We start from the raw sequence: 21,557 nt of genomic DNA, 5'->3' as shown, positions 1-21,557 counted from the left end.
TGGCATGAACGGTACTCGGGACGGAAAATCTCGTGTTTTGCCGACGCCCGTGACATGTCCTCAGAATTCTTTGTCGAGAATGGTGAAAAGTTCTTCCGCGCTGGCCGATTCGAGTCTCGGCTCCGCCGGGTCGTCCGCCGTCCGGCCGTGCGCCTCGGTCCATTTCGCCGTGAGGGCCTTGAGCCGGGCGGTGATCCTCGCGTGCCCGTCGGGGTCCGGTACGAGGTTGTCCAGTGCGTGCTCGAGCTCCGCCAGTTCGGCTTCCAGGGGTTCGGCCGCCGTCTCGTCGTCGCCGAGCAGTTCGGTCTTGATGTAGTCGGCCACCGCGGCCGGTGTCGGGTAGTCGAAGACGAGCGTGGCGGGCAGGCGCACGTCCGCCGCCGCGCTCAGCCGGTTGCGCAGCTCGACCGCGGTCAGCGAGTCGAAGCCCAGCTCCTTGAACCCCCGGTCCGGATCGACCGGGTCCCCGGTGGCGTGGCCGAGGACCGCGGCGACGTGGGTCCGTACCAGGCTCAGCAGCAGGCGGTCACGTGCCGCCCTGGACAGCGGGGTCAGCTGATCGGCCAGCGAGGCCGGGGCGACGGCCTGGGTGGTGGCGGGCGCCCGGCTGATCGGCGCGGTGACCAGGCCGCGGAGCATCGCCGGCGGCCCTTCCTCCCGCGACCGCATGGCCGCGAGATCCAGCCGGATCGGCACCAGCGCGGCCTCGTCGCGCGCGAGCGACTTGTCGAACAGGGCCAGCCCCGCCTCGGCCGACAGCGGCAGCAGGCCCGAGCGGCGCAGCCGCCGCAGATCGGCCTCGCCGAGCTGGGCGGTCATGCCGCCGACCTCCGGCGCCCACATGCCCCAGGCCAGCGAGACCGCCGGCAGACCGGCCGCCCTGCGGTGCGTGGCCAGCGCGTCGAGGAAGGCGTTGGCCGCCGCGTAGTTGCCCTGCCCGGCGGCGTCGAGCGTGCCGGCCGAGGAGGAGAAGAGCACGAAGGCCGACAGGTCCAGATCCTTGGTGAGCTCGTGCAACTGCCAGGCGGCCTCCGCTTTGGGCTGCCAGACCGTGTCCACCTGCGCGGGTGTGAGCGAGTCGATGACGCCGTCGGCCACGACGCCCGCCGTGTGCACGACCGCGGTCAGCGGACGGTCCGGCGCCACCCGGCCGAGCAGTGCGGCCAGGGCGTCCCGGTCGGAGACGTCGCAGGCCGCGACCTCGACGCGGGCGCCCTGCTCGGTGAGCTCGGCGCGGAGCTTCTCGGCGCCCGGGGCGTCGAGACCTCTGCGGCCGACAAGCAGCAGGTCGCGTACGCCGTGCTCGGCCACCAGGTGCCGGGCAACCAGCGCGCCTAGCCCGCCCGTGCCGCCGGTGACGAGCACGGTGCCGGGCCGGTCGAGCGGCGTGGGGACGGTCAGCACGACCTTGCCGATGTGCCGGGCCTGCGCCATGTGGCGGAACGCCTCCGGCGCGCGGCGCAGGTCCCAGACCCGGGTCGGCAGCGGTTCGAGCACGCCGTCCTCGAACAGTTTCACCAGTTCGGTCAGAATCTCCTTGGTCCGGTCAGGCCCGGCGTCCGAGAGGTCGAAGGGCGTGTAACGGATCCCGGGAGCGATGGTGTCGCGGAGGTCGGTCTTGCCCATCTCCACGAACCGGCCGCCCTCGGACAGCAGCCCGAGAGAGGCGTCGATGAACTCCCCGGCCAGCGAGTTGAGCACCACATCCATCCGGCCGAACTTCTTCGCGAAGTCCAGCGTCCTTGAGGAGGCCACATGGTCCTCGTCCAGGGTCAGCGCTCCCCACTTGCCCGGACTCGCCGTGCCGAACACCTCCGCACCCAGCCAGCGAGCGAGCTGCACCGCCGCCATGCCGACCCCACCGGCAGCCGCGTGGATGAGCACCCGATCCCCTGCGCGGACCCCGCCCAGATCGACCAGGCCGTAGTAGGCGGTCGCGAACACGGCCGGTACCGCGGCCGCGGTCACGAAGGACCAGCCGGCCGGCATGTGCGCGATCACCCGGTGGTCGGTCGTCGTGTAGGGCCCGAACCCCTCCTCGAACAGCCCGAGCACCCTGTCGCCCGGGGCGAACCCGGTGACGCCGGAGCCGACCTCGACGATCACGCCGGAGCCCTCGCTCCCGAGTGACGCCGGACCGGGGTACATGCCGAGGGCCATCAGGACGTCGCGGAAGTTCAGTCCACCGGCCCGCACCGACACCCGTACCTCGAACTCGCCCAGGGGCCGCCGGGCCGCGTCGCAGACGGCCGCTTCCAGGCCGTCGATCGTGCCCGGCTTGGTGATCTCCAGACGCCACGACTCCGCACCGGCGGGCGGCCTCAGCAGGCCGTCGTCGTCGGTCCTGGTCAGCCGCGGCGCGCGGGCCTCGCCCTCGCGCAGGGCCAGCTCAGGCTCCTGACCGGCCAGTACGGTGGGCAATGCCCGGTAGGAGGCCGCCGTGCCGTCCACGTCGATGAGCAGGAACCGGCCGGGGTTCTCGGCCTGCGCGGCGCGTACCAGACCCCAGACGGGCGCGTGGACGAGATCGGGGGCGTCGTCGTCGGCGGTGGCGCGCACCGAGCCGCCGGTCACCACGGCCAGTTTGGCGTCGGCGAAGCGCTCGTCGGCCAGCCAGTCCTGCAGCAGGGCGAGCGTTCGGCCGGTCACGTCGCGGGCGGCCACCGAGGGGTCGGCCGACGCGGACTCGTACCCGGCGGAGACCAGCACCACCGTCGGCGTGGTGCTCAGCGCGGCCAGGCCCACGGCGGTGCGCACGGGGAGTCCCGCGGCGCGCAGGGCGCCGGGCAGCTCGTCGTCCTCGCCGCCGAGCACCGCCCAATCGTCCCAGGGGTCGCCGGTGGGCACCGGTGTCCATGTCACCTGGTACGGCGAGGTGCCGGCCCCGTTCCGGCCGGCTCGGAGTCCGGCGCCGGAGACCGGCCGCATGGCCAGCGCGCCCACCGTGGCCAGCGGCGCGCCTGTGGCGTCCGCCACGGTCAGCAAGGGTGCGCCGTCGGCGGATACGCGTACGCGGGCGGCGGCGGCGCCGGTCGCGTACAGGCTGACCTCGCTCCAGGTGAAGGGCAGCTCGACCTGCTGGTCCTCGCCGTCCTCAGCCAGCCCGATGGCGTGCAGCACGGCGTCGAACAGCGCCGGATGCAGACCGTAGCGCCCGGCGTCCGTGGCATCAGGGAGCTCGATCTCGGCGAACACCTCGCCGTCGCGAAGCCACGCCGCGCGCAGTCCCCGGAAGGCTGGTCCGTATGCCACGCCTTCGCCGGCCAGCCGCTCGTAGAGTCCGCCGACGTCGATGGGCTCGGCGCCGGGTGGCGGCCATTCGGTCAGGTCGAAGGTGGGCTGCCGCGCTCCGGCGGCGAGCGTCCCGGTCGCGTGCCGGATCCAGGGCCGCTCGCCCGTGGTGGCCCGCGAGTAGACGGTCAGCGTACGGCGGCCCGAGTCGTCCGCGCCGGAGACGATCACTTCGATCGTGACGGCGTCCCGCTCCCCCAGCACGAGGGGGGTCTCCAGGGTCAGCTCTTCCACGAGATCGCAACCTGCCTGGTGGCCGGCCGCGACGGCGAGCTCGACGAAGGCCGTGCCCGGCACCAGCACGGTGTCGAGGATCCGGTGATCGGCCAGCCAGGGGTGGGTGCCGAGCGAGAGCCTGCCGGTGAACAGCGATCCACCGGTGTCGGGCAGCTCGACGGCGGCGCCCAGCAGCGGGTGATCCGCGGCCTCCAGCCCGAGCGAGGCGGGATCACCGCCATTGTGGGAAGACCGCAGCCAGTAATGGCGGCGCTGGAAGGCATAGGTGGGAAGCTCCACCACCCGCCCGGCACCGTCGAAGAAGGCGTGCCAGTCCACGTCCGCCCCGCGCGCGTACGCCCGGCCGAGGGCGGCCACCAGTTGCCCGGCCTCGTCCCGATCGCGCCGCAGCACCGGCACCGCCACCGGCACGGGCCCCTGCTCCTGTACCAGCCCCGACAGCACGCCGTCGGGACCCAGCTCCAGGAGGGTCCGCACGCCCCGTTCGCGCAGGAAGGCGACGCTGTCGGCGAACCGCACCGGCTCTCGCAGCTGCCGCACCCAGTACTCGGCCGAGAACTCCCGTACCGGCTCGCCGGTCAGGTTCGACACCACCGGAATCTCCGGGACGCCGTACTCCAGCCCGGCGGCCACCTCACCGAAGGCGCTGAGGATCGGCTCCATGCGATGGGAGTGGAACCCGTCGCTGACCCGCAGCCGCCGGCACCTGACCCCGCGCCGGGCGAGCTCCGCCGCCACCCGCTCCACGGCGGGCTCGTCACCCGAGACCACGACCGAGGCCGGCCCGTTCACCGAGGCGATCGCCACCTCGGACGGTTCGAACATGTCCGACAGCAGGTCGGACACGGTCCGTTCTCCCGCCCCGACCGCGACCATCGCCCCACCCGCGGGCAGGCTGCCCATCAACCGGCCACGGGCCGCCACCAGCGCGCACGCGTCCTCCAGGGACAGCACCCCGGCCACGTGCGCCGCCGTCAGCTCGCCCACCGAGTGACCCAGCAGGTAGTCGGGGACCATGCCCCATGACTCCAGCAGCCGGTAGAGGGCCACTTCTACCGCGAACAGCCCCGTCTGGGCGTACTGCGTCCGATCCAGGAGCTCCGGCCGCTCCCACATCACCTCGGTCAGCGGTACGTCCAAGTGGCGGTCCAGGCCCGCGGCCACCGCCTCCAGGTGTCCCTTGAACGCGGTGAACGCCCTGGTCAGCTCCAGGCCCATCTCCGTCCGCTGACTTCCCTGACCGGTGAACATGAACCCCAGCCCACCGAGTCCTTCCGGACCGGTCACGACGTCGACCGGCTCAGCCCCCGCGGCCACCCGCGCCAGGCCCGCCACCAGTTGCTCCCTATCGGCCGCCACGACCACGGCGCGATGGCTCAGCAGGGGACGCGTTCGCACCAGCGAATGGCCCACCTCAGCCGGCCCGGCCTGCGTGGACCCCGCAACGAAGTCCCGCAGCCGCTCCGCCTGCGCCCGTACGCCGTCCTCACCGCGACCGGAGACCACCACGGGCACCGGCACGTCGGCAGGAGCCGGGACGTCATCCGGAACCGGCTCTTCGGCGGGAACGCCCTCGATCACCACATGCGCGTTGGTCCCGCTGATCCCGAAGGACGACACTCCCGCCCGGCGCGGCCGGTCGCCGCCGGGCCAGGGGGTCGGTTCGGTCACCAGCGACACCGTGCCCGCCGACCAGTCCACGTGCGAGGACGGGGTGTCGACGTGCAGCGTCTTCGGCAGGACGCCGTGCCGCATCGCCAGGACCATCTTGATCACCCCGGCGACACCCGCCGCGCACTGGGTGTGGCCGATGTTGGACTTCACCGTACCCAGCCACAGCGGCCGATCCTGCGGACGCTCCTGACCGTAGGTGGCCAGCAGCGCCTGCGCCTCGATCGGGTCCCCGAGCGTCGTGCCGGTGCCGTGGCCCTCGACCGCGTCGATGTCGGCCAGGCCGAGACCGGCGTTGGCCACCGCCTGGCGGATCACCCGCTGCTGGGAGGGGCCATTGGGCGCGGTCAGCCCGTTGCTCGCGCCGTCCTGATTGACCGCGCTGCCCCGCACCACCGCCAGCACCTGATGGCCCTGGCGCCGCGCGTCCGACAGCCGCTCCAGCAGCAGCAGACCGACGCCTTCGGCGAACGCCGTACCATCGGCGGCCTCCGCGAACGCCTTGCACCGCCCATCCCGCGCCAGCCCCCGCTGCCTGCTGAACTCCACGAAGATCTCGGGCGTGGACAGCACGGTCACGCCGCCGGCGAGCGCGAGCGTGCTCTCGCCGCGGCGCAGCGACTCGCAGGCCAGATGCAGGGCGACCAGGGACGACGAGCACGCCGTGTCCAAGGTCATGGCGGGTCCCTCCAGACCGAGCGCGTAGGCGACACGGCCGGACATCACCGAGCTGGAGTTGCCGGTGATCAGGTATCCCTCCACCTCCTCGGGCAGGGGCGCGGGCCCGGTGGCGTAGCCGGTGGCGGAAGCACCGACGAACACGCCCGTCGAGCTGCCCCTGAGGGCGTCGGGGTCGATGCCCGCGCGTTCGAGGGCCTCCCAGGAGGCTTCGAGCAGCAGCCGCTGCTGCGGGTCCGTGGCCAGCGCCTCGCGGGGCGAGATCCCGAAGAAGGCCGCGTCGAACTCTCCGGCCTCGTACACGAACCCGCCCACCCGCACATAGCTGCTGCCGGCGCTCTCGGTGTCGGGGTCGTAGAGCCGCTCCAGGTCCCAGCCCCGGTCGGCGGGGAACTCCGACATCGCGTCCCGGCCCTCGACCAGCATGTGCCACAGGGCCTCCGGCGAGTCGACGCCACCGGGATACCGGCAGCTCATCCCGACGATGGCGATCGGATCGTCGTCGAGCGGCGCGGCGGGCGCGGCGACCGGCGCGGCCGGCGACTCCGCGCCGAGCAGCTTGCCCTTGATGTGCTGGGCGAGTACGGCGGGCGTCGGATAGTCGAAGACCAGCGTGGCCGACAGCCGCAACCCGGTGGCGGCGTTGAGCCGGTTGCGCAGCTCGATGGCGGTCAGTGAGTCGAAGCCCAGCTCCTTGAACGCCCGGCCGGCGTCCACCGAGGCGGCATCGGCGTGGCCGAGCACGGTGGCGGCCTGCGCGCGGATCAGGGAGACGAGCACCTGGTCGCGGTCGGTCTCGGGCAACCCGGCCAGTTGCCGCTCCAGACCGGAAGCGGCACCGCCCGGCACGGCGCTCGCGGCGACGTTCCGCTGCGCGGGCGGCTGGACCAGGCCGCGCAGCAACGGCTGCACCGAGGCGGACTCGCGGCGCATCGCGGCGAGGTCGAGGCGGATCGGTGCCAGCAGGGCCTCGTCCACCGTCAGGGCGGCGTCGAAGAGCGCCAGCCCCTCCTCGGACGAGAGGCCGCGGGCGCCCGACCGCTCCATCCGCGCTATGTCGGCGTCGCGCAGGTGGGCGCTCATGTTGCTGCGTTGTTCCCAGAAGCCCCAGGCCAGCGACACCGCGACGAGGCCGTGCGCGCGCCGGTGCGCCGCCAGGGCGTCCAGGAACACGTTCGCCGCCGCGTAATTGCCCTGACCGGCGTCCCCCAGGACACCGGCCGCCGAGGAGAACAGCACGAACGCCGACACGTCCAGGTCCCGCGTCAGCTCGTGCAGGTTCCACGCCCCGGCGACCTTCGGCCGCAGCACGGCGTCCACGCGCTCCGGCGTCAGCGAGTCCAGTACTCCGTCGTCGAGCGCTCCGGCGGTATGTACCACCCCGCGCAGCGGCGCCTGTGCCGGGACCTCTGCCAGCAGCTTGGCCAGCGCGCCCCGATCCGCCACGTCGCAGGCCGCGATGCGTACCCGCGCGCCCAGTCCGGACAGCTCCTGAAGCAGGTCCGCCGCGCCCATGGCCGACATCCCCGACCGGCTCACCAGCAGCAGGTCCCGTACCCCGTGGACCGTCACCAGATGGCGCGCCACCAGCGCGCCCAGACCGCCCGTGCCGCCGGTCACGAGCACCGTCCCGCCGCCGGTGAACGTGGGCGGCATCGACAGCACGATCTTCCCGGTATGCCGGGCGAGCGACATGAACCGCAGCGCCTCCCCGGCCCGCCGCACATCCCAGACCCGGACGGGCGGCAACTCCAGCACACCTCTGTCGAACAGCGCCAGCACCTCGGCCAGCTGGTCGCGCAGACGGTCGGGGCCGGCCTCCATCAGGGAGTACGGGAGGTAGCGCACGCCCGGGTGGGCGTCGGCGACCTGGCCGGGTTCGCGAACATCGGTCTTGCCGATCTCCAGGAAGCGACCGCCCTCGTCCAGCAGTCCCAGCGAGGCGTCCAGGAACTCGCCGGCCAGCGAGTTGAGCACCACATCTACTCGGCCGAACTTCTGCGCGAAGTCCAGCGTCCGAGACGAGGCCACATGGTCCTCGTCCAGGGTGAGCGCTGCCCACTTGTTTGGGCTCGCTGTGCCGAATACCTCCGCGCCGAGCCAGCGGGCGAGCTGCACCGCCGCCATGCCGACCCCACCGGCGGCGGCGTGGATGAGCACCCGGTCCCCCGCGCGGACCTCGGCGAGATCGACCAGGCCGTAGTAGGCGGTCAGGAACGCCACCGGGACCGATGCCGCCTCCGCGAACGACCAGCTGGCGGGCATACGAGCCAGCAACCGCCGATCCGTCACCCCCACCGGACCGAACGCGCCGTCCAGCAACCCCAGCACCCGATCACCGGGCACCAGATCGGCAACCTCGGCGCCCACCTCCAGCACCACACCCGCGACCTCGCCGCCGATGGGTTCGTCGTGTTCGGGCACCATGCCGAGGGTGACGACCAGGTCCCGGAAGTTGAGACCGGCCGCGCGTACCGACACCCGCACCTCATCCGGCCCGAGCGGGCGGGCCGCCTCCGGGCACGGGACCAGTGACAGGCCGTCCAGACTGCCCTTGATCGCCGCGTCCAGGCGCCATTCCGGGGCGCCCGCAGGGGGTGTCAGGGTGTCGGTGGTGGCCGCGCGGGCCAGCCTGGGCACCAGCAGTTCGCCTGCTCGCAGGGCGAGCTGCGGCTCGGTGAGCGCCGCGAGCACGGCGGGCACCGGTATCCCGGAGTCGTCGAGGTCCAGCAGCACGAAGCGGCCGGGGTGCTCCGACTGCGCGGACCGCAGCAGGCCCCACACCGGCGCGTCCGCCAGATCCCGCACCTCCGCGCCCGCCGCCACCGCGCCACGGGTCACCACGACAAGCCGCACCGAGGCCAGCCGCTCATCGGCCACCCAGGCCTGTACGAGCCCCAGCGCCCTGTGCGTCGCCGCCCGCGCACCACCCGGAACGTCGCCGCCCACCGCTTCCATGTAGCCGTCCGACCCAACGCCCTCCGACCCGACGCCTTGCGACACGGAGCCGTCCGACGCGGAGCCCTGCGAGTCGAAGCTTACGAACACCGTGTCGGGCAGCCGATCCGATGAGGTCAGCGCCGTCAGGTCCGTGAACTCGGCGCTCGCGACCCCGGCCCGGCGCAAGCCGTGCGGGTCCGGGCCGAGTACCGCAGCACCCCCTGCCACCGTCGCCGACGGCAACGTGGACGCCGCAGACAGCGCGGGCACCGCGGTCCACGCGACGCGGAACAGCGAGTCGCCATGGGCGACCGAAGCGGCGGAGAGCTGCTGCGCCGAGGCCGGACGCGAGACCAGCGATCGTACGGTGGCGACGGGCACGCCCGAGGTGTCGGCCAGCCACAGCGACAGGGCGTCGGGCCCGGCCGGCGACAGCCGGACCCGGACGGCCGAGGCGCCGGTGGCCCGCAGGGAGACGCCGGTCCAGGCGAAGGGCAGGCTCAGGCGCTCGTCGGCGGCCTCCAGCAGCGACCCCGCGTGCAGCGCCGCGTCGAGCAGCGCCGGGTGCAGGCCGAACAGCTCGGCGTCCCGGCGCGCCCGCTCGGGCAGCGCGACCTCGGCGAAGACCTCGTCACCACGCCGCCACCCCGCCTTCAGCCCCTGGAACAGCGGACCGTAGCCGTAGCCGGCCTCGGCGAGCCGTTCGTACAGGCCGTCGAGGTCCACAGAGACGGCTCCGTCCGGCGGCCACTGGGCGAGGGAGAAGTCCTCGGGCGCGTCGTCGGCGGCCACATACCCGCTCGCGTGCCGGGTCCACGGCGCGTCGGCCGACGCGTCCTTCGCCCGCGAGTGCACGCCGATCCGGCGGCGGCCCGCGTCCTCGGGCGCTCCGACGGACACCTGCAGCCACACGCCGCCACGCTCGGGGACGACGAGCGGGGCCTCCAGCGTCAGCTCCTCCAGCAGGCCGCAGCCGACCTGGTCGCCCGCCCGGATGGCGAGCTCGACGAAGGCGGTGCCGGGCAGGAGCAGCGTGCCGGCGGCGGCGTGGTCGGCCAGCCAGGGGTGGAGCTGGACCGAGAGCCGTCCGGTGAGGAGCGCCCCACCGGATTCGGCGAGCGTCACGGCCGCGCCCAGGAGCGGATGGCCGGGAGCGGTCAGTCCGGCCGAGGCGACGTCCCCGGCCGAGGTCCGGGTCTCCAGCCAGTAGTGCCGGCGCTGGAAGGCGTACGTCGGCAGATCGACCCGGTTCGCGCCGGTGAGCAGGCTGTCCCAGTCGACGGGCACGCCGCGTACGTGCGCCTCCGCGACCGAGGCCAGCACGCGCCGCAGATCGCCTTCGCCACGGCGCAGGGTGCCGGCGGCGAACGCGTCGGCCCCGGCCTCGTCGATCGTGTCCTGCACGCTCATCACGAGCACCGGGTGCGCGCTCATCTCCAGGAACGCGTCGTGTCCCCGCGCGAGCAGCTCCTCGATCACGGCCTGGAACTCGATCGGCTGACGGGCGTTGTGGAACCAGTAGTCGGCGCTCAGCTCGTCGGTGTCCAGCACCCCACCGGTCACGGTGGAGTAGAACGGCACGTCTCCCGTGGTCGGGGACACGGTTCGGAGCATCCGCGTCAGTTGCTCGCGCAACGGGTCGACCTGATCGCAGTGGGAGGCGACGGTGGAGGCCAGCAGACGCGCCCGGATGCCGTCCGCCTCGCACTGGGCGACGAGTTCGGCCAGGGCGTCTTCGTCGCCGACCGCGGTGCACGACGAGGGGCCGTTCTTCGCCCCGATGGACAGCCGTCCCGGCCAGCGGGCCAGCCGCTCCTCCACCGCATCGGCCGCCGCGCCGATCGCGGCGATGCCGCCCCGGCCCACCAGGCGCTCGGCGAACAGGCGGCTGCGCAGCACGATCACGCGTACGGCGTCGGCCAGCGACAGGCCGCCGGCCACGTAGGCGGCGGCGACCTCGCCCTGCGAGTGACCCACGACGGCGGCGGGCCGCACGCCCAGGGACTCCCAGAGGGCGGCCAGCGACACCATCACCGCGAACAGCGCCGGCTGGACGACCTCCAGCCGCTCCAGCGAAGGGGCGCCCGGCTCGCCACGCAGCACGTCGAGCAGCCGCCAGTCGACATAGGACTCGATCTCCGCCGCGCACTCGTCCATGCGCCGCGCGAAGACGGGGGACGAGTCCAGAAGCTCCACCGCCATGCCCGCCCACTGCGAGCCCTGGCCGGGGAAGATGAAGACCGCGCGGCGCTCCGCGGTGGCCTCGCCCTCGATCACGTCGGCGGCGGGCTCGCCCTCGGACAGAGCGGTCAGCCCGGCGAGCAGTTCGGCCCGGTCACCGGCGACGACCACCGCGCGGTGTTCCCAGCTCGAACGCGAGGTCACCAGCGAGTGGGCGACGTCGGCCAGGCCGAGGTCCTCGTGTTCGCCCAGATGGGCGGCCAGCCTGGCGGCCTGCGCGCGCAGCGCCTCCGGCGCCTTCGCGGACAGCACCATGGGGACGACGGCCGGGGGCAAGCCGCCGTCCCCCTCCAAGGTGGCTTCTACCGGCGGCTCCTCGAGGATCAGGTGCGCGTTGGTGCCGCTCACGCCGAAGGACGAGACGCCGGCTCGCCGCGGCGTGCCGTTGGCGAGCCAGGGCCGGCTCTCGGTGAGCAGTTCGACCGCGCCGAGCGACCAGTTGACGTACGGCGACGGCTCGTCCACGTGCAGCGTGCGGGGCAGCGTCTCGTGACGCATGGCCATGGCCATCTTGATCACACCGGCCACGCCGGCCGCCGCCTGGGTGTGGCCGATGTTCGACTTGATCGAGCCCAGTCTCAGCGGCCCGCGTTCGCCCCGGTCCTTTCCGTACGTGGCCATCAGCGCGTGCGCCTCGATCGGGTCCCCCAGCTTGGTGCCGGTGCCGTGCGCCTCGACCACGTCGACCTCGGCCGGTGACAGCCCCGCGTTGGCCAGCGCCCGGCGGATCACCCGTTCCTGGGAGGGACCGTTCGGGGCGGTCAGGCCGCTGCTCGCGCCGTCCTGGTTGATCGCCGAGCCGCGGATGACCGCGAGCACGGGGTGGCCCCGGCGGCGCGCGTCCGACAGCCGCTCGATCGCGAGGATCCCGACGCCCTCGGAGAAGCCGGTGCCGTCGGCGGAGGCGGCGAACGCCTTGCAGCGGCCGTCCGCGGCGAGCACCCGCTGCCGGCTGAACGCGGTGTAGGTGCCGGGGGTGGACATCACGGTCACGCCGCCGGCCAGCGCGAGGTCGGTCTCGCCGTTCCGCAGCGCCTGGCAGGCCAGGTGCAGGGCCACCAGGGAGGCGGAGCAGGCGGTGTCGACGGTGAGCGTGGGACCTTCGAGCCCGAGGGCGTAGGCGATCCGGCCGGACACCACGCTCGGGGCGTTCCCCGTCACGAGGTAGCCCTCGATCTCCTCCGGCGCCTTGTCGAGCCGGGGACCGTAGTCCTGCGGCTCGGCTCCGATGAACACGCCGGACTGGCTGCCCCGCAGCGAGCGCGGATCGATGCCCGCCCGCTCGAACGCCTCCCAGGAAGCCTCCAGCACCAGGCGTTGCTGGGGATCCATGGCGACGGCCTCACGCGGGTTGATGCCGAAGAAGTCGGCGTCGAACTCCGCGGCGTCGTGCAGCCAGTGCCCCGACCGGGCGTAGGTGGAGTTGGGCGCGTCCGGGTCGTCGTCGAACAGCCGGTCAAGATCCCAGCCACGATTCACCGGGAACTCGGTGAGGGTCTCCCCGCTCTCGGCGACGAGCCGCCACAGCTCCTCCGGGGTGGTGATCCCGCCCGGATAGCGGCAGCCGATGCCGATGACGGCGATCGGCTCATCCATGGCGGCGGCCGGCTGGACCTCGACGGTCTCCGCGCCGGCCAGACCGAGCACCTCGGTGAACAGGTAGTCGACCACCGCGTCAGGGGTGGGATGGTCAAAGGCGATGGTGATCGGCAGTTCGGCGCCGACCGCCTGGGCCAGGCGGTCGTGCAGCTCGACGGCGGCCAGCGAGTCGAGTCCCAGTTCCCTGAAGCCGCGCTGGGGGTCCACCGCGTCAGGGGCATCGGGGAGCACGGTCCGCAGGACCTCGACCGTCAGGTCGTTCACCAGGTCGGCGAGGACGCGACGCTGCTCGCTCAAGACACACTCCGCTCACTCGTAGCTCACTCGTACTTGCGGTTGAATTCGATCCGGGAGACGGACACCACCTGGTGACCGCGCGCGACGACCTCGATGGGCGCGGGGTGGCCCAGGAACATCACCAGGCTCGCGGTCATCCCGTAGGCCCCCGCGTTGGGAATGGACACGACGTCGCCGGGTTCGAGCGGCGGCAGCGGCACGTTCCTGGCGATGATGTCGCCGGGGGTGCAGAGCGGGCCGACCAGGGTCGCGGGCTGCCGCTCGCCGTCGTAGGAGGCGTCGTCGAGCTCCACCGAGACCGGCAGCAGCCTCCCCAGCCCGGACATGCCGCCGAGGATGTTGATGCCGGCGTCCAGGATGACGAACCTGCGGCCGCGGCTCTCCTTGACGTTGACCACGGTGCAGACCAGCCGGCCGCAGTCGCCGGCCAGGTAACGGCCGGACTCGCAGGCGAACTCGGGCGTGCCCGCCCGCCAGGCGGGGAAGCGCGCGTCGAGGACGGTCTCCAGCCCGGCGCGGAGCCCGCCGTACACGGGCCGCTCTCCCGAGGCGAGGTACGGCGCGGCGAATCCGCCGCCGATGTCCAGCAACCGGATCGGCAGGCCGCTCTCCCGCTCCAGGCGGGCGGCCACCGAGATGGTGTGCGCGAACTCGGCGACGAGGCTCTCCTCGTCCTTGGAGTTGCTCAGCGAGAACAGGTGCGCCCCGGCCAGCCGCGTGCCGGGCACCGCCCGGAGCTGCGGCATCAGGCCGGGGATCGTCTCGTCATCGAAGCCGAACTGGGAGGGCGCGCCGGTCATCCGGATGCTGGTGGCGGCGCCGGGCTCAGCACTGTTGACGCGCAGCAGGCAGTCCACGGTCACGCCGCGTCCGGCCGCGATCTCGCCGACGTGCCACAGGTCGGTGAGCGACTCGACGGAGAAGGTGCGGACGCCGCCGTCGACGGCGACCGCCAGCTCCTCGGTGGTCTTGCCCGGTCCGGTGCAGAGCACCTCGGACCCGTCGAAGCCGGCGGCGAACGCCGCGTTCAGCTCACCGGTCGAGCTGATCTCGGCGCGCGCTCCGCCGTCGCGCAGCGCTCGCGCGATCTCCGGATGCGGGTTGGCCTTGAAGGAGTAGAACAGCGAGAACCCGTCGGGCAGGGCGCGGCGCAGGTCCGCGTGCGCGGCGGTGACGCGGTCCAGGTCGTAGACGTACAGCGGGGAGCCGTAGCGGGCGGCGAGCTCGGTGTACCAGTTCACGCGTCGCCTCCAAGGAGCAGCAGGGCCATCTGTTTGCGCTCGTTCTTGCCGTTGAGCGTCAGCGGGAAGCGCGGCAGGACGCGGCAGGAGGCGGGCACCTTCGCGGGTTCGAGCCGCTGCTTCAGCGCGTCCAGCACGGCATGGGGCGTCAGGTCGGCCTCGACGAACACGACGAGGTCGTGTCCTTCGGCCGGGGGCAGCACGACGGCCGCGCGCACGCCCGGAACGTCCATGGCGGCCGCCTCGATCTCGATCGTGCTCATCCGGGTGCCCTTGCGTTTGAACATGTCGTCCCGCCGGCCTTCGAAGTACAGGTAGCCGTCCCGGTCGAGCCGGCCGTAGTCGCCGGTGTGCAGGCGGACCTCACCGGTGTCCGCGTCGGGGCGGTAGGCGCGCGCGGTGAGCTCGGGATCGCGCCAGTAGCCGGCCATCACGTGGGGACCGGCCACCACGATCTCCCCGGTCTCCCCGGCCGGCAGCGGCCGGCCCGCGGTGTCCGCGATCACCACCCGGGTGCCGGGCAGCGGACGGCCGACCGCGCCGGGGCGTTCCCGGTCGAGCTCCGGTTCCATGATCGTGACGCGCTTGCACTCGGTGATGCCGTACATGCGCACCACCTGAGCCCCGGGGAAGCGGTCCCGCAGGCTCCGGATGGTCGCCTCCGGCAGCGCGGCCCCGGTGTTGGTGAACATCCGCACCTTCGGCGTGGCCTCGCTCGCCCGCCGGGCCAGCGTCGCGATCATGCCGCCCAGTGACGGGACCACGGGTACAACGGTCGCGCCGGACTCGCGGAGCTGACCGAGCAGGGCCAGGTCGGCTCCGTCCTCGGCCAGGACCAGCTCGGCGCCGCCGAGCGCGGCGAGGAAGATCTGGTAGAGGCCGTAGTCGAAGGACATGGGCAGCCGGCAGAAGACCACGTCGTCCTGGCCGTATCCGAGCACCGCGTTGATGGCCGAGGCGGCGAAGGTGACCTGCGCGTGCGGGCAGATCACGCCCTTGGGGGCGGCGGTGCTGCCCGAGGTGTAGATGAGGATGGCCACGTCCGCGGGCAGGATCTTGCCCGGCTCGTACGCCTCCGGCCACCCCGCCATCTCCTCGACCTCGGTCCAGAAGTCGCCGAGGTCGTACACCGGCACCGTGGCGAGGTCGCGCATGGCCTCACCGCCGCCGATGATCAGCGTGGGCTCCGCGTCTTCCAGCACGGAGCGGAGGTGGAAGGCCTTCATCTCGGGGTGCAGCGGCACGAAGACGGCGCCGAGCCGGGAGAGGCCGTAGACGATGGGCACCGTCTCGCGCCGGTTGGGCAGCTGGACGATGACCCGATCTCCCGGGCCGACGCCATTGGCCGCCAGCCAGCCGGCGACGGCCCGGCTGAGCTCGTCGACCCGCCGGTAGCTCCACGCACCGTGCGCGTCGCGGACCGCGCCGCCGTCCGGTCTCGCGTTGGTGGCCTCGTCGAGCAGATCGTGGATGAGGCCCGATCGAAGGAACCGCGTCCCGTCCAATATCGTCCTCCCGCCTAGGTGGGAAAGGAATCTCCAGCGAATATCGAATCACCGGAAATTTATCTCGAACCCCTATTTCGAATAGACCCCTACCGCCCCCCTAAAGCGCCCCTCCCCCCTCCGCGGCGCGCCCGCGTTTCTGTACCAGACTCGCGGCGAGCTCACGCAGACCGGCCCGGTCGACTTTTCTGTTGGGATTCAGCGGCAGCTCGTCCAGATGGCGATAGTGCCGCGGAATGATGCCGGCCGGCAGCGTCTCGACGAGCCGGGCGGTGAAATCGGTGGGCGCCAGCCGATTCCCGGTGTAGAACACGACGGGGACGGCGGTGCCGTCGTTCTCGGCGCTCACCGTCACCGCGTCCGCCACTCCGGCGACGCCGCGCACGGCGTGATCGATCTCGGCCAGTTCCACCCGCCAGCCGTGCACCTGCACCTGGGCGTCGGCGCGGCCAAGATAGACGAGTTCGCCGTCGTCCGCGGCCCGGACGCGGTCGCCGGTGTTGTACCAGGTAAGGCCGTCCCTCTCGATGAACCGGCCCTTGTCGTCCTCCGGGTCGAGGTATCCCGGCGTCAGCTGCGGCCCGGTGATCCACAACTCGCCCTCGTGGCCGACGGGCCGGCCCGCGTCGTCGACCAGCAGGTGGCCGTGGCCGGGATGCACCCTGCCGATCGGGGACAGGCCGTTGACGCAGCGGCCGGGCGAGGTCTCCGGTGACCAGCGGTGACCGGTGATCGTGATCGTCAGCTCGGTCGGGCCGTAGAGGTTCTCCAGGGCGGAGCCGCTCGCCGCGCGCTGCCAGTCGACGGCGTCCGCGCACTTCAGCGCCTCCCCTGCGAAGAAGCTCCAGCGCAGGGTCGGCAGCGCCCCCGGCGCCAGCCCGCCGGTCCTGCGGACCAGCGAGATCGCGCTGGGGGTGGAGAACCACACGGTGATCCCCTGCTCGGCCAGGAACTCCGGCAGGTGCCGGTACGCGTGCGACGGCACGCCCACGGCGGTCGCACCGGCGGCCCAGGCGCAGAACAGGTCGAACATCGCGCAGTCGAAGGTCAGGTCGAAGGTCTGCGAGAACACGTCATCGGGGGTGAAGTCGTACCGTCCGGCCAGCAGCCGGAAGTAGTGCGCGGTGTTGCCGTGCGTGATGGGCACCCCCTTGGGCCGGCCCGTCGAGCCCGAGGTGAACAGCACGTAGGCGACGTCGGCGGCGTCGACCGGCCGCGGCGCGGCGAGAGCCCGCCCGCCACCGAGCGTGTCGGGCGACAGGACGGGCACGTCCACCCCCTGGGCGCGGAGTTCCTCCGCCCGCTTCCGGCCGCGGTCGTCGACGATCAGCGCCGACACCCCGGCGGCCTCGATCATCTGGCGGGTCCGGGACGCCGGGAAGTCCGGCTGGAGCGGCACGACCGCCGCTCCCGCGTAGAGGCCGGCCAGGATGCCGGCGTACGCCGTGCCCCCCTTGTCCGCGAGGACCCCCACGGCGCCGGGCCGGCACGGCGCCGACCTCAGCAGGACGCCGGCCCAGCGCAGGGCCGCCCGGTGGAGCTCCGCGTAGGTCGCCGTGTCCGGGCCGACCCGGAAGGCGGGCCGGTCGGGGGCCATGGCCAGGCCGCGCAGGAAATACGCATAGAGAGGGTGCGGATAATCTGCATTCATCTGATCCACCATTATGGACATTCACATTGCCGCCGGATAACGTCAGCGCCGTAGGCTTTTTCTCGGTAAACTGGAGAAAGGAAATCAGCTGTCATGTGGGATGCACGCTTCGAAGAACTCCTGCGGCCGCATCTGCCGTTTCTGCCCGCCACCGAGAAGCTTCTCGAAAATGCGGATCTGCCGGGCCTCGGCCTCGATTCGCTGGGCATCGTCGAACTCCTGGCCGCGCTTGAGGCGGCGTACGGGGTGCGATTCAAGGACGATGCGCTGACGAAGGAGACGTTCGAGACTCCGGGCACGCTCTGGACGGTCCTTTCGGGGATTTCCGCGGCCTGACCGGCCGGCGCCTGACGAGGCCCGCGAGGCCTCGTCAGGCCGAGGGAACCGATGGCCGCGGCAGCACCGCCATCCTCGGGTTCACCGGGACGACGGTGAAGTTCCGCGTGGTGATCGGCACCCGGCCGAACATGGCGTCCTGTCCGCTGACGCAGAGCTTCTCGACGCCGAGCCGCCGCAGCGTGGCCACCACCTCGGGCCAGCGCAGCGGCCGGACGAACCCGTCGAGCACCATGGCCCGCACCCCCGCCGCACCGGTCAGCAACCGCCCGTCGTGATCGTCGACGACCGGCAGCCGCGGGTCGGTGAAGCGCAGCTCGCCGAACACCTCCTCCTCGGCCCTCTTGCGCAGCGGCTCGAAGGCGGCCGAGTGCATGGGCGGCCGCATCGTGTACAGCGGCAGCCCGCCGATCGCCCGGACCCGCCGCTCCAGCCACTCCACCTGCCGCTCCCGCAGCGAGACCATGAAGAAGTCGTGATCTATGTAGCAGGAGACGTCGTGCCATTCGCCTCGCTCACGCAGCTCCGCCACCAGTTCCGCCAGCCCGGTCTCGGGAACGCGGACGAAGGAGCAGGTGACGATGTCCCGGTGCTCGTGCGCGAAGTAGTCCTCCGCGCAGCGCGCCAGACCCGCGGTCATGCGCACGGCGTCGGCGAACGACAGCGCGCCCGAGTAGGCGGCGGCCGCCTTGCCACCGAAGCTCGGGCCCGCGACCAGGTGCGGGGCGAGGTCCAGCGTCTGCTCGGCCCACTCCGCCAGGGCCAGGCAGTTCACCAGGAACGCCACCTGTGCCGCCTCGGAGTAGTCGGCGCCGGAGTCGCGGAAGCGGCCGGCCAGCGAGTAGCCGAGCACGTCGTCGGCGAGCGCGACCAGCCGCCGCGCGGCGGGGTCGCCGAGCATGAACGTGGCGACATCGGAGTACCGGGTGGGTCCCATGCCGGGGAAGACGATCGCGGTCCGCATGTCCACTTCACTAACCCAGACCTTTCAGGAACTCGATCAGCACCTGTCTGAACCGCTCGGGCTCCTCCAGGTGCGGCGTGTGGCTGGACTCCTCGAAAACCTCCCACCGCACGTCGGGGATGAGGTCGAAGTACGGTCGCACGGTGGCGGGCGTGGCCTCGTCGTGCCGTCCGGAGATCAGCAGGGTGGGCACCTCGATGTCCGCGACGCGGTCCTCCACGCCCCAGTCACGCAGCGAGCCGATCACGTGGAACTCGCTCGGCCCGTTCATCGCGTAGTAGACCGTCGGGTCGTTGTAGATCTCCATGAACGTGGCGACGAACTCGCGCGGCCACGGCTCCAGCGTGCAGACGTGCCTGTTGTAGAAGACCATCATCGCGTCGAAGTACTCCTGCGAATCGGTCGTGCCCGCGGCTTCGTGGCGGCGCAGCGTCTCGTCGACGCCCGCGGGCAGCCGACCGCGCAGCACCCGCATCTCCCGTAGCCACAGCGGGTAGGAGGCGGGAGCGTCGGCGATCACCAGACCGCGCAGGCCGCCCGGTCTCGCCGAGGCGTGCAGGGCGGCCAGCATGCCGCCCCACGACTGCCCGACCAGCACGTAGTCGTCCCCGAGGCCGAGCCTGAGCAGCAGGTTGTCCAGTTCGTCGAGGAACAACCGCGGAGTCCAGAACTCGGCCTCCTTGTCCGGCAGGTGCGTGGAGCCGCCGTTGCCGAGCTGGTCGTAGTGCACGACGGGCCAGCCGTCCTGGGCGAGCGCGGCGAGGCCGACCAGGTAGTCGTGCGTGCTGCCGGGCCCGCCGTGCAGGACGACGACGGCCGGCCGGCCCGCGCCCAGCGTGCCGGTGACCCGGTACCAGGTCCTGTGCTCCCCGAACGGCACCGTGCCCTTGGCAGGGAGAGCGGCGGGCGAGGTCACCAGCCCCGCCTGATGGTGTCCGCGATGTGCGTACGCTGCTCCTCGGTGACCCACCAGCCCACGGGAACGCACACGATACGCGGGGCGACCCGGTCGAGGCCGGGCAGCAGGCAGGAGTACGGGCGCACGGCCGTGTGCAGGTCGTTGCGCTCGTGCACGTTGCTGGTCATGATCCCGGCCTCGTCCATGCGCTTCATGAAGCCGTCGCGGTCCTCCACCTTCATCGGATAGATCCAGAAGGAGGACCGGCGATCCGCGGCCCGCTCGGTGAGCTCAAGGCCGGCGACGCCGGCCAGCTCCCTGTCGTAGAAGGCGGCGTTGTCACGGTGCCGGGCCAGCACCTCGTCCGCCCACGCCAGGTTGGCCAGGCCGATCGAGGCGTTGATGTCGTTCATGTGGAACTTGAAGCCCCACTCCGTGACGTCCGGCGGGTTGCGGAGCCGGTCGGCCGTCCGGTCGATGCCGAACCAGCGCAGCCGCGTGGCGCGCCGCCGGAGCTCCTCGGTCGGCAGGACGAGAGCGCCTCCGTCGCCGCAGGTCAGGTGTTTGATGGCCTGGAAGCTGAACACGCACAGATTGCCGTGACCGCCGATGGGCGCGCCGCCGTAGGTCGCGCCCCACGCGTGCGCGCAGTCCTCGATCACCGGTGGCCGGAACCCGAACCTGGCCTCGGCCTGGTCGATGATCGCGCGGAGCCGGTCGAGGTCGACCGGATAGCCGGCGAAATGCACGATCATGATGGCCCGCGTCTTCGGCGAGATCTTGCGGGCGAGGTCGTCCAGATCGACGTTGAGCGTGGCCGGGTCGACGTCCACCCACCTGATGCGCAGCCGGTTGGCCAGGATCGCCCAGTTGGTGGCCTCCATGGTCAGCGGCGTGGACAGCACCTCGCCGTCGTCGTCATCCTGGCGGGCGACCATGTGCAGGGCGAGGTGCAGGCCCGCCGTCGCGCTGTTGACCGTGACCACCTCGTCCCGGCCGACCCGGCCGGCGATGGCCCGTTCGAACTCCTCGACCTTGGCTCCCTGGCCGATGCTGCCGCTGCCGAGGACCTCGGCGGCCCTGGCCGGCGCCTCAGGAGACATCGCCACCCGGAACAGGGGGATCATCACCGTCACCTCGTCAACGTGAGATCGGCGAGTTCGGCGTACCGCGCCTGGCACTCGGTGAGAGTGGGCAGCAGCCCGAGCCGCCTGGCCTCCCGCAGGGAGGGCGCCGCCGCGTCCTTCTCCGACTGCACCGGGCCATCCGTGGGCCAGGGCAGGCCGAGCTCCGGGTCCAGCGCGTTGATGATGACCTCCGCGCCCGGGGACCAGGTGCTCGAACACAGGTAGACGACGGTGGCGTCGTCGGTCAGCGGCGCGAACCCGTGCGCGAGCCCCTCCGCCAGATACAGGGCCCGCCGGTTCGCGGCGGTCAGCTCGACCGCGACGTGAGCGCCGTACGTCGGCGAGCCGACTCGGATGTCGAGCACGATGTCGACGATGCCGCCCTGCGCGCAGGTGACGTAACGGGCCTGGCCCGGCAGCGCGATGGCGTGCATGCCGCGGATGGTCCCGCGCCGGGACACCGAGCAGTTCAGCTGGGCGACGGACAGCCGATGACCCACCGCCCGCTCGAACACCGGCTGGCTGAACACTTCGAGGAAAAGCCCCCGGTGGTCAGAGTGGACGTCCGGCGTGATCAGAAAAGCGCTCTCGACTCCAAGCTCGGCTATCTCCATGTGCTGACCTTTCAGGCATAGGAAATGGTGCCGTACGTCGAAATGACGGCACCATGATTGGCCGCTGGAGACGCGCGAAACAACCCCTACCGGCCCCCCTAGCGGCAACTATGGGGCAATATGCGATAAAGCCATTCTTTTCCGGGTCGCTCCCCCGGCGCAGGGCCGGCACCTTCCGGCGGATCGGCCCGGATACCGGGCGGCACAGGGCTTGACGTGCGGACGCGAGCGCGGCGACGGCGGCTCGGCCCGCGGACGTGGCGGCCG

9 protein-coding genes are annotated in these 21,557 nt (G+C 72.2%); 1 reads left to right on the top strand and 8 read right to left on the bottom strand.

Annotated elements, in window-relative coordinates; all coding sequences use genetic code 11:
• Positions 1-60 precede the first annotated feature (60 nt).
• The 4 genes from ACGFNP_RS29975 to ACGFNP_RS29960 all read right to left on the bottom strand — a co-directional run bounded on the left by ACGFNP_RS29975 (position 61) and on the right by ACGFNP_RS29960 (position 17,351).
• Complete coding sequence (locus ACGFNP_RS29975; protein WP_393324655.1) at positions 61-12,954, bottom strand: SDR family NAD(P)-dependent oxidoreductase; 12,894 nt, start codon at positions 12,952-12,954, stop codon at positions 61-63.
• A 23-nt stretch (positions 12,955-12,977) separates the two neighbouring features.
• Entirely contained in the window at positions 12,978-14,195 is a 1,218-nt protein-coding gene (locus tag ACGFNP_RS29970; protein WP_393324653.1) for a type III PLP-dependent enzyme, read from the bottom strand.
• Positions 14,192-15,700 carry an AMP-binding protein gene (locus ACGFNP_RS29965; RefSeq protein WP_393324651.1) on the bottom strand — a complete coding sequence of 503 codons (1,509 nt, stop codon included), beginning with the start codon at positions 15,698-15,700 and terminating at the stop codon, positions 14,192-14,194. Before ACGFNP_RS29965 ends, ACGFNP_RS29970 begins: the two co-directional genes overlap by 4 nt.
• A 100-nt stretch (positions 15,701-15,800) precedes the next feature.
• Positions 15,801-17,351 (bottom strand): amino acid adenylation domain-containing protein, encoded by a 1,551-nt coding sequence (locus ACGFNP_RS29960; RefSeq protein WP_393324649.1) that lies wholly within the window; start codon positions 17,349-17,351, stop codon positions 15,801-15,803.
• Between the two features lie 93 nt (positions 17,352-17,444).
• On the opposite strand from ACGFNP_RS29960, the gene ACGFNP_RS29955 reads away from it, so the two are divergent.
• Positions 17,445-17,687: a phosphopantetheine-binding protein gene (locus ACGFNP_RS29955; protein WP_358325074.1), complete on the top strand. Its 243-nt coding sequence runs from the start codon at positions 17,445-17,447 to the stop codon at positions 17,685-17,687.
• Between the two features lie 34 nt (positions 17,688-17,721).
• Here the strand turns inward: ACGFNP_RS29955 and ACGFNP_RS29950 are convergent, their stop codons facing one another.
• Genes ACGFNP_RS29950 through ACGFNP_RS29935 form a run of 4 tightly spaced genes read right to left on the bottom strand, consistent with a single transcriptional unit; the run spans position 17,722 to position 21,290 of the window.
• Entirely contained in the window at positions 17,722-18,651 is a 930-nt protein-coding gene (locus ACGFNP_RS29950) for an ACP S-malonyltransferase (RefSeq protein WP_358325071.1), read from the bottom strand.
• Between the two features lie 10 nt (positions 18,652-18,661).
• On the bottom strand, positions 18,662-19,567 hold the full coding sequence (locus ACGFNP_RS29945) for a proline iminopeptidase-family hydrolase (RefSeq protein ID WP_358325068.1): 906 nt from the start codon (positions 19,565-19,567) through the stop codon (positions 18,662-18,664).
• Positions 19,564-20,676, bottom strand: a complete 1,113-nt coding sequence (locus tag ACGFNP_RS29940) for a DegT/DnrJ/EryC1/StrS family aminotransferase (RefSeq protein ID WP_393324646.1) — start codon at positions 20,674-20,676, stop codon at positions 19,564-19,566. Before ACGFNP_RS29940 ends, ACGFNP_RS29945 begins: the two co-directional genes overlap by 4 nt.
• Positions 20,677-20,681: 5 nt before the next feature.
• Positions 20,682-21,290, bottom strand: coding sequence for a dTDP-4-dehydrorhamnose 3,5-epimerase family protein (locus tag ACGFNP_RS29935; RefSeq protein WP_393324644.1), 609 nt, complete (start codon positions 21,288-21,290; stop codon positions 20,682-20,684).
• Positions 21,291-21,557: the final 267 nt, after the last annotated feature.

The organism is Nonomuraea sp. NPDC049269 (assembly GCF_043197155.1).
In the GTDB taxonomy this organism is placed as follows: Bacteria; Actinomycetota; Actinomycetes; order Streptosporangiales; family Streptosporangiaceae; genus Nonomuraea.
This window is presented reverse-complemented; position numbering and strand designations above follow the sequence as displayed.

Bases quoted from the DNA above. Each gene is read 5' to 3' on its own strand.
- ACGFNP_RS29960 (WP_393324649.1), bottom strand. From the start codon at position 17,351: ATGAATGCAGATTATCCGCACCCTCTCTATGCGTATTTCCTGCGCGGC.
- ACGFNP_RS29955 (WP_358325074.1), top strand. From the start codon at position 17,445: ATGTGGGATGCACGCTTCGAAGAACTCCTGCGGCCGCATCTGCCGTTT.
- ACGFNP_RS29950 (WP_358325071.1), bottom strand. From the start codon at position 18,651: ATGCGGACCGCGATCGTCTTCCCCGGCATGGGACCCACCCGGTACTCC.
- ACGFNP_RS29940 (WP_393324646.1), bottom strand. From the start codon at position 20,676: ATGATCCCCCTGTTCCGGGTGGCGATGTCTCCTGAGGCGCCGGCCAGG.
- ACGFNP_RS29935 (WP_393324644.1), bottom strand. From the start codon at position 21,290: ATGGAGATAGCCGAGCTTGGAGTCGAGAGCGCTTTTCTGATCACGCCG.